This is a genomic window from Caulobacter sp. S45, assembly GCF_903642205.1.
Lineage (GTDB): Bacteria > Pseudomonadota > Alphaproteobacteria > Caulobacterales > Caulobacteraceae > CAHJWH01.
This window is the reverse complement of the sequence record NZ_CAHJWH010000002.1, coordinates 16698-30318: the sequence shown is the minus strand read 5'-3', so window position 1 is coordinate 30318 and position 13621 is coordinate 16698. Positions and strand designations below refer to the sequence as shown.

The following is a 13621-nucleotide window of genomic DNA, read 5'->3' as shown; positions in this document are numbered from 1 at the left end:
CTTCACCATACCATCAAGCGCAAGGGCTTGGACAACCCCGAACCCGTCCAAAGCAGACATCATGCTTTTGGACTGGCCAGCCCGGTCAGAACCGCATACCTCACCCTCGAAAACCGCCGAGCCACTCTGGAGCGCCAACCGATGAAGGCCGCCGTCCTGCGCGCCGTGGGCCAGCCCCTCTCGATCGAGGACGTGGAGATTGGCCTTCCGGGTCCACGCGAGGTGCTGATCCGCACCTCGGCCGTAGGCGTCTGCCACTCCGACCTGCACTTCATCGAAGGGTCCTACAAGACCGCGCTCCCCACCGTGCTCGGGCACGAGGCGGCCGGGATCGTGGAGAAGGTCGGTTCTGAAGTTCGCACGGTGAAGGTCGGCGACCACGTGGTCACTTGCCTGTCGGCCTATTGCGGCCACTGCGAGTACTGCCTCACCGGACACATGTCGCTCTGCCCCAGCCCCGACACCCAGCGGGGTAAGGACGAGCCGCCGCGCCTGGCCCAGCCGGACGGCGGGTCCATGACCCAGTATCTGAACCTGTCGGCCTTCGCCGAGCACATGCTGGTGCACGAGCACGCCTGCACCGCGATCCGCAAGGACATGCCGCTGGATCGGGCCGCGCTGATCGGCTGCGCCGTCACCACCGGTATCGGGGCGGTGACCCACACCGCCAATGTCCGCCCTGGCGAGACGGTGACGGTGATCGGCTGCGGCGGCGTGGGGCTGGCGACCCTCAACGGCGCCCTGATCGCCGGCGCCGGCCGCATCATCGCCATCGACCGCCAGCCCTCCAAGCTGGAGATGGCCCGTGTGTTCGGCGCCACCGACGTGATCGACGCCTCCGAAGGCGATGTGGCCAAGCGGGTGCGCGAGCTGACCGGCGGCGGCGTGCACCACGCCTTCGAGTGCATCGGGCTGAAGGCCACCGCCGAGGACGCCTTCAAGATGCTGCGCAGGGGCGGCGCGGCCACCATCATCGGCATGATCCCGCCCGGCGTGAAGGTGGAGCTGAGCGGCGTCGACTTCCTGTCGGAGAAGAAGATGCAGGGCTCCTTCATGGGCTCCAACCGCTTCCCCGTGGACATGCCCCGCTATGTCGACTTCTACATGCAGGGCCGGCTGAAGCTGGACGAGATGGTGTCCGCCCGCCTGCCGCTGGAGCGGGTCAACGACGCCTTCGAGGAGATGAAGCGCGGCGAGGTGGCGCGGTCCATGATCGTGTTCGACGCCTAGCAAGTCATGGCTGCTCAGCTCCAAAACGCTTCCGTCTCATTCGGCCTCATCCTGAGCTTGTCGAAGGACGAGGCCGTGGCTCGCCCGGTGGACGCCTCGTCCTTCGACAAGCTCAGGGTGAGGCGAAGGCAGGCGGAGCTGATGGCGTCTAGCGGCGCCTCGGCCTTGCGGGGGTTCTAAGATCGCATGACCCTCGACCCCGAGACCCTCACCCAGCTCCTCGACGCCGTTCGCCGCTTCGTGGCCGAGCGGTTGCGGCCCATGGAGGCCGAGGTCGCCGAGGCCGACGCCATCCCCGAGGCCCTGGTGCAGGAGATGCGCGAGCTCGGCCTGTTCGGCCTGTCGATCCCCGAAGAGTACGGCGGGCTTGGGCTCTCCATGGAGGACGAGTGCCGGGTCGCCATCGAGCTCGGCCGCACCTCGCCGGTGTTCCGCTCGGTGGTCGGCACCAATATCGGCATCGGCAGCCAGGGCCTGGTCATGTACGGGACCGAAGCCCAGAAGGCGCGGTGGCTGCCCAAGATCGCCAGCGGCGAGACCATCACCTCCTTCGCGCTCACCGAGTCCGAGGCCGGCTCGGACAGCGCCTCGGTGCGCACCCGGGCGGTGCGAGACGGTGACGATTACGTGCTGAACGGCGCCAAGCGCTACATCACCAACGCCGACAAGGCCTCGCTCTTCACCGTCATGGCCCGCACCCATGCCGACACGCCGGGGGCCAAGGGCGTCTCCGCCTTCCTGGTCCTCGCCGACAGCCCGGGGCTGTCCATCGGCAAGCCGGAGCGCAAGATGGGCCAGCAGGGCGCCCACGTCTGCGACGTCATCTTCGAGGACGTGCGCGTGCCGGCCGACAACCGGCTGGGCGCCGAGGGCGAGGGCTTCACCCTGGCCATGCGGGTGCTGGACCGCGGGCGGCTGCACATCTCGGCCGTCTGCGTCGGCGTGGCCGAGCGGCTGATCGCCGACCAGGTCGCCTACGCCAGCGAGCGCAAGCAGTTCGGCCAGGCCGTTTCCGGCTTCCAGATGGTGCAGGCCATGATCGCCGACTCCAAGGCCGAGGCCCTGGCCGCCCGCGCCCTGACCCTGGAGACCGCGCGCCTGCGCGACGGCGGCGCCAACACGACGCTCGAGGCCGCCAGCTCCAAGCTGATCGCCTCGGAGATGGTGGGCCGGGTGGCGGACCGGACGGTGCAGATCTTCGGCGGCGCCGGCTACATCTCCGAATACGGGGTGGAGCGGCTGTACCGGGACGTGCGGCTGTTCCGCATCTACGAGGGCTCCTCGGAGATCCAGAAGCTGATCATCGCCCGCGAAACCCTGCGCCGGGGCGGCTGAGCGTGGCCAAGCCGAGCCCTGAGCGCCTGCTGCCCGCCACCTATCCATGGAGCGTGGACGTGCCGCCGCGGTTCGGCGACCTCGACCCGCTCCGCCACCTGAACAATGCAGCGCTCGCCCGCTTCTACGAGGATGGGCGCGTCCGCTTCGTCGACGCCATCGGCGCGCGGGCGGCGGTGGAGCCGGGCTACGGCTTCGTGGTGGCGGAGGTCGCCATCCAGTATCTGGCCGAGGGGCGCTACCCGGATGTGGTGACCGTCAGCTCCGGCCTGCTGCGCCTGGGCCGCAGCTCCTTCACCATGGGCCATGCCCTGTTCCAGCTCGGCGCCTGCATCGGCACCTCCGAGACCACGCTCGTCCACGTCAAGCGCCGGGAGAGCGGGTCGCGCCCCTTGCCGGACGGCCTTCGCACGGCACTCCAGGCCTATGCCCTGACCGTGCCCGCCGAGCCGACGTCCTCTATGCAACAGCAAGATACTTAGGGAGAGCCCCCATGCGTGAAGCCGTCATCGTCTCCACCGCCCGCACGCCCATCGGCAAGGCGTTCCGCGGCGCCTTCAACGACACCCCCGCCCAGACGCTGGGCGCCCACGCCATCCGCGCCGCGGTGGAGCGCGCCAAGATCGATCCGGGCGAGATCGAGGACGTCACCATGGGCTGCGCCTCCCAGCAGGGCGCCCAGGGCATGAACGTGGCGCGCCAGGCCTTGCTCCGCGCCGGCCTGCCCATGAGCGTGCCCGGCCAGACCATCGACCGCCAGTGCGCCTCGGGCCTCATGGGCGTGGCGATCACCGCCAAGCAGATCATCAGCGACGGCATGCAGGTGGCGCTCGGGGGCGGCATGGAGTCGATCTCGCTGGTCCAGAACGAGCATGCCAACCGGTACCGCGCCGCCGATCCTTGGCTCGTGGAGCACATCCCCCAGACCTACATGTCCATGATCGAGACCGCCGAGATCGTGGCCGACCGCTATGGCGTCAGCCGCGAGGCCCAGGACGAATACGCCCTGCGCTCCCAGCAGCGCACCGCCAAAGGCCAGGCCGAGGGCATCTATTCCGAGGAGATCGTCCCCATCACCACCACCATGAAGGTGATGGACAAGGCCACGGGCCAGGTCTCCGATCGCGAGATCACCATAAGCAAGGACGAAGGCAACCGCGCCGACACCACCCTGGAAGGGCTCGCGGCGCTGAAGCCCGTCTTCAAGGGCGGCCAGCGCATCCAGGAAGGCAAGTACATCACCGCCGGCAACGCCTCCCAGCTGTCGGACGGGGCCGCGGCGCTGGTGCTGATGGAGGCCAAGGAGGCGGAGCGCCGGGGGCTGGAGCCGCTCGGCCGCTATGTCGGGATCGCTGTGGCCGGCTGCGATCCGGATGAGATGGGCATCGGGCCGGTGTTCGCGGTGCCCAAGCTGCTGAAGCTGAACAATCTCTCCATGGACGATATCGGCGTGTGGCAGCTGAACGAGGCCTTCGCCTCGCAGGTGCTCTACTGCCGTGACAAGCTCGGCATCCCGGACGAGAAGCTGAACGCCACCGGCGGCGCCATCTCCGTCGGCCATCCCTACGGCATGAGCGGCGCGCGCATGGTCGGCCACGTGCTGCTCCAGGGCCGCCGTGAGAAGGCGAAGTATGGCGTGGTCACCATGTGCGTCGGCGGCGGGATGGGCGCTGCGGGGCTGTTCGAGATCTACTGAGCCGCGGCCCACCATCATCCGCTCATCCCGCCGAATGGCGGGACCCAGATCAAAGGTCGTGACTTCTCGAGCGGATCAGCCGAGTCCTGTCTCATACCAGCGGCGGTTGACCCTGACTCCTCAACGACAGCGTCCCAGATGCTCCCCCTCTGGGGGAGCTGTCGGCGGAGCCGACTGTGGGGGCCGACGCGAAGCGGCGGCGCAGCCCGCTCCACCAGCTTCGCTGGTCCCCCTCCCCCAAGAGGGGAGGATCAGGGTCGCCAGCGGTCAAGCTCAACAGCCGCTGGTATTACTGAGCCCTATGATCTGGGTCCCGGCATTCGCCGGGATGAGCGGAGTTGATGCAGCTCCGCTCAGTACCCGCTCAGCCGCGCCAGCTGATCCGCATGGAAGTCCGCATCCCCGAACATCTCCGCGAGCACCCGGCCGCGCTTTATGTAGAACCCGATGTCGTATGCGTCGGTCATGCCGATGCCGCCGTGCATCTGCACGCCCTCCTGCACCGCCAGCGTGGTGGTCAGCCCCGCCATGGCCTTGGCCACGAGCGTCGCGCGCTCCGCCGCGGGGTCTCCGGCGTCGAGCAGCTGCTGAGCCTTGAGCACGGCTGAGCGGGTGACTTCCATCTCCGAGTAGAGGTGGGCGGCGCGGTGCTGCAGGGCCTGGAAGCTGCCGATGTGCACGCCGAACTGCTTGCGGGACTTCAGATAGTCCATCGTCATGGCCAGGGCCGCGGCGCTCACGCCCCCCATCTCGGCCGCCGCTCCGGTGCGGACCGCCGCCAGCACCCGGGACAGGACCGCCCAGCCGCCGTCCACCTCGCCGATCACCGCGTCCGCATCCACCTGCACCCCGTCGAAGGCCAGGCGCGAAGCCAGGCTGGCGTCGGCCAGCCGCTCGGGCGTGGCGGTGAGGCCCGGCGCGCCCTTCTCCACGGCGAACAGGGTGATCCCGTCCGCCTCGCCCGGAGCGCCCGCGGTGCGGGCGGCGACGATCAGCAGGTCGGCGACGTGGCCGTGAGCGACGAAGCGCTTGTCGCCGGTCAGCCGGAAGCCGTTGCCGGAGCGCTCGGCCTTCAGCGCGGTTCGGAGCGGCCGGTGGTGCGTCGCCTCGTCGATGGCGAGCGCCGCCACCACCTCGCCGGCCACGATCCCGGGCAGCCAGCGCTCCGCCAAGCCGGCCGCGCCCTTCAGCGCGGTGACGGCGCCGACGGAGGTGGACAGGAAGGGGGAGGGGGTCAGGTTGCGGCCGATCTCCTCCATTACGATCCCGGCCTCCACTTGGCCGAGACCCAGGCCGCCGTGAGCCTCCTCCACCAGCATGCCGGTAAAGCCCATCTCGGCGAACTGACGCCACAGATCGCGGGAGAAGCCGGTGGGGTCGGCTGTGTCGCGGAGCGCGCGCATGTGTCCGACCGGCGCCTGCTCGGCCATGAAGGGGCGGGCGGTGTCGGCCAGCATCGCCTGGTCGTCGTTCAGGAACAGGGGCACGACGATCAGGCTCCGGGCAGCTCGAGGATGCGCTTGGCGACGATGTTGAGCTGCACCTCCGAGGTGCCGCCCTCGATGGAGTTGCCCTTGGTGCGGAGCCACCCCCGCGCAAGCGCTCCGCCGCCGCTCGCCTCGCTGTCCCAGGCCAGGGCGTCGGAGCCGCCGGCGGCCATGATCAGCTCGTGGCGCGCCTTGTTCAGCTCGGTGCCGTAATACTTCATCATCGAGGGCTGCGCGGGGTGGGCGCGCCTGGCCTTCAGCTCGTCCATAAACCGCTCCGACATGGCCTGGAAGGCCATGGCGCGCACTTCGAACAAGGCGATCCTGGCGCGCAGGACGGGGTCGTCGAGCCGTCCATCCGCCTCAGCGCCGATTGCCCCGAGCGCAATCTCGGGCAGGCTCTTGTGGCCGCTGTTACCCAGGCCCATGCCGGAGATCATCTCCCGCTCGTGGCCCAGCAGGTACTTGGCCACGTCCCAACCGTGGTTGAGCTCCCCGATCAGGTTGGCCTTGGGGACCTTAACGTCATCAAAGAAGGTCTCGCAGAAGGGCGAGGAGCCGGAGATCAGCAGGATCGGCTTGGTGGAGACGCCGGCAGAGTCCATGTCGAACAGAACGAAGCTGATGCCGCCCTGCTTCACCGACTTGTCGGTCCGCACCAGGCAGAAGATCCAGTCCGCCTTGTCGGCGTAGCTGGTCCAGACCTTCTGGCCATTGACGACGAAGTGGTCGCCGGCGTCCTCCGCCGAGGTCTGCAGACCGGCGAGGTCCGAGCCCGCGCCCGGCTCCGAATAGCCCTGGCACCAGCGGATCTCGCCCCGCACGATCTTGGGCAGGTGTTCCTGCTTCTGCGCCTCCGTCCCGTACTTCAGCAGCGCCGGACCCAGCATGGAGATGCCGAAGGAGTTGAGCGGGCTGCGGCAGCCGAGCCCGGCCATCTCCTCGCGGAGCGCCTTGGCTTGCTGTGGGGTCAGGCCGCCGCCGCCGTACTCGCGCGGCCAGTCCGGCGTGGTCCAGCCCCGCTCCGCCATGCGGTCCAGCCACTGGCGTTGCGGTTCGCTGAGCTGGGCGCGCCGCCCGCCCCAGACCACGTCGGCCTCTTTGCGGAGCGGGCGGCGCATCTCCGGCGGGCAGTTCGCCTCGAGCCAGGCGCGCGTCTCGGCCCGGAACGTCTCGAGGCTGTCGACGGGAGCGTTCACGTGTTGAACCTCCCGCCTTCGGCCGCCTTGGACTTGAGCAGGGCCGACATGCGGAACGCCTTGTCCATGTGCGGCGCGTTCTTCTCCAGGCCTTCGACCACCTTGCCCAGGCCCACGGTGTCGGCCCAGAACATCGGGCCGCCGGTCCAGGCCGGCCAGCCGTAGCCGTTCAGCCAGACCACGTCGATGTCGCTGGCGCGCTGCGCCATGTGCTCCTCCAGGATCAGCGCGCCCTCGTTGACCATGGGATAGAGCAGCCGCTCCAGGATCTCCTGGTCGCCGATCTCGCGCTGGTCCTCGCCGGACTCGGCGGCGAACTCGCGGATGATCTGCTGCACCTCGGGCGAGGGGGTGCGGTTACGCTTCTCGTCATAGTCGTAGAAGCCGCGTCCGTTCTTCTGGCCACGGCGATCGCGCTCGCAGAGCAGGTCGCGGATCGAGGCGCCCTTGGACGTCTCCTTGTTCCAGCCGAGGTCGAGGCCCGCGAGGTCGGCCATCTGGAACGGCCCCATGGGGAAGCCGAAGTCGAGCAGCACCTGGTCCACCCGGTCGAAGGGCGCGCCCTGCAGGATCAGCTTGTTGGCCTCCCGCTGGCGGGGGGTGAGCATGCGGTTGCCGATGAAGCCGTCGCAGACGCCGGCCACCACCGCGATCTTGCCGATCTTCTTGGCCAGCGCCATGCAGGTGGCGAGCACGGCCCCGCCGGTCCTGGCGCCCCGCACGATCTCCAGCAGGCGCATGACGTTGGCGGGGGAGAAGAAGTGCAGCCCGATCACCGACTCCGGCCGCCTGGTCATCGCCGCGATCTGGTCGATGTTCAGGTAGCTGGTGTTCGACGCCAGGATCGCGCCGGGCTTCACGATCGTATCGAGGCGGCCGAACACCTCCTTCTTCACGTCCATGTTCTCGAACACGGCCTCGATCACAAGGTCGCAATCGGCCAGGTCGTCGTAGGAGAGGGTGGGCTTCAGCTTGGCCATCGCCCCTTCGACCTGGTCCGGGGTCAGGCGGCCGCGCTTGGCGGTGTTCTCGTAGTTCTTGCGGATGACGCCGACGCCGCGGTCCAGCGGCGCCTGCTCGCGTTCCACCATGACCACCTCGATCCCGGCGGAGAGGAAGTTCATGCCGATGCCGCCGCCCATGGTGCCGGCGCCCAGGATGCCCACCTTCTTGATGGGGATCAGCTGGATGTCGGCCGCGATGCCGTCGATCTTGGTGGCGGCCCGCTCGGCGAAGAAGTTGTGGCGCAGCGCCGCCGACTGCGTGCCCGAGACGAGCTTCATAAACAGCTCGCGTTCCTTGTTCAGGCCCTCGGCGAAAGGCAGGTCGACCGCGGCCTTCACGGCCTGGATGCAGGCCTCCGGCGCCTCGAAGCCCTTCAGCCGGCGCGCATTCTCCTGGCGGAAGCGGTCGAATACCCCAGGGTCGGTTCCGGAGATCTTGTCCGTACGCTTGCTGGAGACCGGATGATCGCTGCGGCTCGCGACCTCGCGGGCGAAGGCGATGGCGTCGGGTTCGAGCGAGCCCTCGCCGACGATCCTGTCGATCAGGCCGGCCGCTTCCGCCGTCTTGGCGGAGATCGGGTCACCGGAGACGATCATCGGCAGGGCGGCCTCGACCCCGATCACACGCGGAAGGCGCTGGGTGCCGCCGGCGCCGGGCAGGAGGCCGAGCTTCACCTCCGGCAATCCGAGCTTGGCCGAGGGGACCGCCACGCGGTAGTGGCAGCCCAGCGCCACCTCCAGCCCGCCGCCGAGCGCCGTGCCATGGATGGCGGCGACCACCGGCTTGGCGGAGGCCTCGATCAGGTCCACCACCTCCGGCAGGCCCGGCTCGACCGGCGGCTTGCCGAACTCGGTGATGTCGGCGCCGGCGAAGAAGGTCCGGCCGTGGCCCACGATCACCACCGCCTTGACGCTGTCGTCCGAGGCCGCGGTCTTCATCGCCTCGGCGAGCCCCTGGCGGACGGCGGCGCCCAGCGCGTTCACCGGCGGATTGTCGCTTACGACGACGAGCACATCCCCGTCCTTGTGGGTCGTGACGACGGGCATTGAGCGTCTCCTGGTCAGCGGCGTTCGTGTCGGCGGCCGGTCCGGATCGATGGACGAGGCGCACAGGGCTTTAGGTCTTACGCGCCCGCCCGCGCAAGACACCCGCTACCCGTAGGCGCGTCTTTTTCCCTGTCTCGACCATCGCTCGAAACCATACCTGCCTTTCGAGCCTCGGCGAGCCGAACGCGACCATCTTTCGCTCCGCACCGGCCCGCAGCTCACACGAAGATCGCGACGCTCTGCATGCCCAGGGCGATGGGCTGGCCGTCGCGGTTCCAGATGGCCATGGACTGGCTGCTGACGCCGTCCCTGGCCTGCTCGGCCCGGGCGCGGAGCAGCCACCAGCCGTCGCGGGTGGCGGGCTCCGCGGCCAGGAGGTTCATCGTCCAGGTGGCCGAACTCACCGGCCCCGGCGCGGCCATGACAGCCATGGCGGCGGGCGGCAGGGCGTCGGCCAGGGTCAGCAGCCCGCTCACCGGCTCCACCCCGTCGCGATCGCGCAGCCGCACCCAGCGCAGGAACTCCGGCGTCGGCGGATCGGTCCGCGGCAAGGCGTGGCGGTACTCGAAGCGGTTGGAGAAGAAGCTCGGCGGCGCGCGGAGAAGGGAGGGCGCCGCGTCTTCGGGATCTGGCGTTCGAGGGGCCGGCGCGTCCTCGAAGTCCAGGGCCGAGGCCCGCTTCGTGGAGAACAGGAAGGTGGCGCGCAGGGCCAGACCCGCCTCGCTGCGTACGTCCGCCTGGACGAAGGTGGCCGAGCGGCCCTGGCGCAGCACCTCGGCGGAGGCCTCGATCCGTCCCGCCATGGGTCCGACGAAGGCCACCTGCAGCGAACGCAGCGGCGGCGGCTCCGGCATGCAGCTCCGGGCCGCCTCGAACGCCAGCGCCGTCGACAGGCCGCCATAGACCGTGCGGCCCTGTGTCCAGTCCGACGGCTGGGCCAGGGAGAGACGCCCCGCCTCGCGCTCCGCGCCGGCGAGCACCGCGGCGAGACTCAACGCCCTCTCCGCTCGACCGCGCCCCGCGCGTTCGCAGGCCCGCTGTGCGTCAGACCGCTCGCCGGCATCGTGTCTCCCTGTCGGCGGAGCGTGCCCGGCCTTCTGGCGCGCAGAAATCATGCGCGGCGACGCCCATCAAGCCGCGTAAGCAGGCGCGTGCGCGGGCGTCGGCCCGGGCCGTACCCGGGGCGTGATCGGCCGCCATGGCGCGAGGCGCGACGATGGGGCAGTATCCGCCCATGACATCGACTTCGGCGCTCGCCGGCGGCTCCGCCGCTGCGGAGCCCAGCCGGTTCGAGCGCAAGCGCGAGCTGATCCTGGACGCCGCCACCCAGCTGATCAACCAGCGGGGCGTGAAGGGCATGACCTTCGTGGAGGTGGCGCAGCAGGTGAAGCTGAACACCGCCAGCGTCACCTACTATTTCCGCCTGAAGGAACAGCTCGCCGCCGCCGTGTTCGAGCTGACGCTGGGCCGGCTGGAGGCCATGGTGCGCGAGGCGGGCGCCGAGCCCGATCCCCGCGCCCGCGTCGCCCGCTACCTCGCCCTGCACTTCGATCTGCGGGCCCGCATACGCCGGGGCGAGGAGCGGCCGATCGCCCTGCTGTCGGACATGCGCGCCTTGGACGAGCCCGTGCGCGCGCCCCTGACCCGGCACTACTCCGCCATCTTTCGAGGCGTGCGCGACTTCTTCGGCGAGCCGCGGGACACCGGCCACAAGGCGCTGCAGACCGCCCGCGCCCAGGCGTTGATGGAGACGGTGTTCTGGATGCCCGCCTGGCTCGACCGCTATTCGCTCGGAGATTACGAGCGGGTGCAGCGGCGCATGTTCGAGGTGTTCGACCACGGTCTGGCGCCGTCGAACGCCCCGTGGGCGCCGCAGCCGCTGGACCTCGCGCCGTCCGGGGCGGCGCTGGAGCCCGGCCGCGCCAACTTCTTGCGGGTCGCCACCCGGCTGATCAGCGAGCGGGGCTACCGGGGCGCGTCAGTGGAGAGGATCGCCCTGGAGCTGAAGGTCACCAAGGGCAGCTTCTACCATCACATGGAGGCCAAGGACGACCTGGTGCTGGAGTGCTTCACCCGGAGCTACGAGCGTGTGTCGGAGGCCCAGCGCGCCGCGGACAGCGCGGGGGGCGATCAGTGGACGCGCCTGTCTTCGGCGATTGCGGCCCTGCTCGACATCCAGTTCGCCGACGATTGGCCGCTGCTTCGGACCACCGCGCTCCAGACCCTGCCGAGCGACGTGCGGCCGGACGTGATCGACCGGTCCAACCGCATGGCGCTGCGCTTCGCCGGCGCTCTGGCCGACGGGATCACCGAAGGCTCGATCCGCGCCGTCGATCCCATGATCGCCAGCCAGGCCATCATGGCCACGCTGAACGCCGCCAACGAGTTGCGCAACTGGGCGTCTCCCTGGCCCCGGGCGCACGCCGTGGCGCTGTACGCCTCGACGCTGGCGCACGGCCTGTTCGACGACCGGGCGCTGGGCGGCCCGGCCGGACGCCCTCGACCCCGCCTGCTGTAGGGAAGCCCTGTCGCTCTTCGCCGCCCGTTCCCGAAGCCTTGGGATGCGATCTCCGAGCTTTCTGCTATGATGAAGATACCGAGTCTTGTAATTGGCTCGTCAGGCGGCGTGGGAGGGGCCTCGAACTCCTCGCTCGTCGCCCTCCAGACGCGCGCTGGCGCCCGGCTGAGCCAAGGCTGATCCATGACGGAAACCCCCCTCAAGACGCTGCAGGCCGAGGTCGGCCGCACCTATGTCTCGGAGTGGATCCTCGTCGATCAGGCGATGATCGACCGCTTCGCCGAGGTGACCGGCGATCACCAGTTCATCCACGTCGATCCCGAGCGGGCGGCGCAGACCCCGTTCGGCGGCACGGTCGCCCACGGCTTCCTGCTGCTGTCGCTGCTGCCGAGGCTGCAGGCGAGCATGGGGCGGCCTCGTCCCGAGGGGCTGCGGATGGCGGTGAACTACGGCTTCGAGCGGGTGCGCTTCGTGACGCCGGTCCGCTCCGGCTCCCGCGTGCGCGCCACCTCGACCCTGGTGTCGGTGGAGGAGAAGCGGCCCGGCCAGCTGCAGCAGCTCGCCGACACGACGCTGGAGGTGGAAGGCGCAGGCAAGCCGGCCCTGACCGCGGTCTGGATCGGGCAGCTCTTCTTCTGAGCGGCGAAGCTGAGCTGTCCGGCCGCTGGGTATGGACCGCTAGGCCGGCGCGCCTGTCTTGGCGGTCCGGCCGAGCGCCCGCGCCTGCATGAGGCAGGCGCCCATCACCAGGAGCAGCACCGGCGCGCCGCACAGGAGCGCGATCTGCAGGGAGCGGTCGCCGAAGTGGGGCTTGAACAGGTCGCTGAGCACGCCGACGTACACCGGGCCGCCGCCCAGACCGACGAGGTTCAGCACCAGCAGCAGCAGGGCCGCCGAGGTGCTGCGCGCCTGCGGCGGCACGATGTTCTGCACCACCGCCAGGGCCGGCGCGAGATACAGGATGGCGGCCGCGCCGCTGACCGTGAGGCAAGCCAGGCTGATCGGCCAGCTGGGCGCCAGATAGCCCGCCACCGCGAAGGGCAGGGCCACTAAAGACCCCCAGAACGGGATCATGGCATAGGCGCGCGGGTCACGCCTGGACAGCCGGTCGGCCAGATAGCCGCTGAACCATGTGCCGAACCCCACCGCGACCCCTACGCAGACGCTGTAGAGGAGGGCGATCTGACTGAGCGTCATGTGTTCGTGGCGCATCAGGAAGGCCGGGACCCAGTTGGACGAGCCGTAGCCCGCAAAGGCCCCGAGGGCTGTGGACACCGCCGTCCAGCGCAGCACCGGATCGCCGAAGAACATGGCGATGGTGGCGCCCAGCTGGGCGGGGGCGATCTCGCGGGTGGCGGACGGGGCGTCCTGCGATCCGCGGACGGGCTCGCGCACCACGGTCAGGATCAGCAGCGCGATCAGCAGCCCTGGCAGGCCCACGGCGAAGAAGGCGGCGCGCCAGCCATAATGCGCCGCCACCCCGCCCCCGAGCGCCGCGCCGATGGCGATGCCGAACGGTACGCCCAGTGAATAGAGGGCCAGCGCCTTGCCCCGCTCCTTGGGCGGGAAGTAGTCGGAGATGATGGCGTAGGAGGGCGTGGTGCCTCCCGCCTCGCCGATGCCGACGCCCATGCGGGCCATAGCCAGCTGCAGGAAGCTGCTCGCGAGGCCGCCCGCGGCGGAGCACAGGCTCCAGCAGGCGCAGGCCAGGGCCACGATGCGGACCCGGTGCGAGCGGTCCGCGAACCAGGCGATGGGCACCCCGAACAGCGTGTAGAACAGCGCGAACGCAAACCCGGTCAGCATGCCGATCTGGGAGTCGGACAGGTGCAGCTCCTTGCGCACCGGCTCGGCCAGCAGGGACAGGATCTGGCGGTCCAGGAAGTTGAAGGTGTAGGCCAGGGCCAGGATGCCTACGCACAGATAGCGGTAGCGGGCGGAGGCGGCGGGACCGGGCCTGCGTGACGAGGGCCGCCCGTCGGGGAACGCGACCTCAGCGGCCATGGGGACGCCTCCGAGGCTGTTTCGCGGGCATGGCGTCTTCACCTGTTGGAACGTGGCGCGAGGCGCATCGCGCCTGGACGCCACGGCCATCCGCCTTGGAC

The 13621-nt window shown here is 69.9% G+C and carries 11 protein-coding genes; 6 read left to right on the top strand and 5 right to left on the bottom strand.

What is annotated here, in order from left to right; translation table 11 throughout:
* The first annotated feature begins 141 nt into the window (after nt 1-141).
* The 4 genes from HUV06_RS00510 to HUV06_RS00495 all read left to right on the top strand — a co-directional run bounded on the left by HUV06_RS00510 (nt 142) and on the right by HUV06_RS00495 (nt 4261).
* Nucleotides 142-1230 carry a Zn-dependent alcohol dehydrogenase gene (locus HUV06_RS00510; RefSeq protein WP_174299312.1) on the top strand — a complete coding sequence of 363 codons (1089 nt, stop codon included), beginning with the start codon at nt 142-144 and terminating at the stop codon, nt 1228-1230.
* 186 nt (nt 1231-1416) lie between these two features.
* Nucleotides 1417-2565: an acyl-CoA dehydrogenase family protein gene (locus HUV06_RS00505; RefSeq protein ID WP_174299311.1), complete on the top strand. Its 1149-nt coding sequence runs from the start codon at nt 1417-1419 to the stop codon at nt 2563-2565.
* 2 nt (nt 2566-2567) lie between these two features.
* Nucleotides 2568-3047 carry a thioesterase family protein gene (locus HUV06_RS00500; RefSeq protein WP_174299310.1) on the top strand — a complete coding sequence of 160 codons (480 nt, stop codon included), beginning with the start codon at nt 2568-2570 and terminating at the stop codon, nt 3045-3047.
* A gap of 11 nt (nt 3048-3058) precedes the next feature.
* Nucleotides 3059-4261: an acetyl-CoA C-acyltransferase gene (locus HUV06_RS00495; protein WP_174299309.1), complete on the top strand. Its 1203-nt coding sequence runs from the start codon at nt 3059-3061 to the stop codon at nt 4259-4261.
* A 353-nt stretch (nt 4262-4614) separates the two neighbouring features.
* Here the strand turns inward: HUV06_RS00495 and HUV06_RS00490 are convergent, their stop codons facing one another.
* The 4 genes from HUV06_RS00490 to HUV06_RS00475 all read right to left on the bottom strand — a co-directional run bounded on the left by HUV06_RS00490 (nt 4615) and on the right by HUV06_RS00475 (nt 9993).
* On the bottom strand, nt 4615-5748 hold the full coding sequence (locus HUV06_RS00490; RefSeq protein ID WP_174299308.1) for an acyl-CoA dehydrogenase family protein: 1134 nt from the start codon (nt 5746-5748) through the stop codon (nt 4615-4617).
* Nucleotides 5749-5753: 5 nt separating this feature from the next.
* Nucleotides 5754-6947, bottom strand: a complete 1194-nt coding sequence (locus tag HUV06_RS00485; protein WP_254600802.1) for an acyl-CoA dehydrogenase family protein — start codon at nt 6945-6947, stop codon at nt 5754-5756.
* Nucleotides 6944-8998, bottom strand: a complete 2055-nt coding sequence (locus HUV06_RS00480) for a 3-hydroxyacyl-CoA dehydrogenase NAD-binding domain-containing protein (protein ID WP_174299307.1) — start codon at nt 8996-8998, stop codon at nt 6944-6946. Before HUV06_RS00480 ends, HUV06_RS00485 begins: the two co-directional genes overlap by 4 nt.
* Before the next feature lie 218 nt (nt 8999-9216).
* A complete protein-coding gene (locus HUV06_RS00475; RefSeq protein ID WP_217433574.1) occupies nt 9217-9993 on the bottom strand; it encodes a thioesterase family protein in 777 nt (258 codons plus the stop codon).
* A gap of 239 nt (nt 9994-10232) precedes the next feature.
* On the opposite strand from HUV06_RS00475, the gene HUV06_RS00470 reads away from it, so the two are divergent.
* The gene (locus HUV06_RS00470) at nt 10233-11516 is read left to right on the top strand and encodes a TetR/AcrR family transcriptional regulator (RefSeq protein WP_174299305.1); all 1284 of its coding nucleotides are present in this window, start codon (nt 10233-10235) and stop codon (nt 11514-11516) included.
* A gap of 183 nt (nt 11517-11699) precedes the next feature.
* Nucleotides 11700-12155 carry a MaoC family dehydratase gene (locus tag HUV06_RS00465; protein WP_174299304.1) on the top strand — a complete coding sequence of 152 codons (456 nt, stop codon included), beginning with the start codon at nt 11700-11702 and terminating at the stop codon, nt 12153-12155.
* 39 nt (nt 12156-12194) lie between these two features.
* Here HUV06_RS00465 and HUV06_RS00460 read toward each other — a convergent pair whose 3' ends face one another.
* Nucleotides 12195-13520, bottom strand: a complete 1326-nt coding sequence (locus HUV06_RS00460; protein ID WP_174299303.1) for an MFS transporter — start codon at nt 13518-13520, stop codon at nt 12195-12197.
* Nucleotides 13521-13621: the final 101 nt, after the last annotated feature.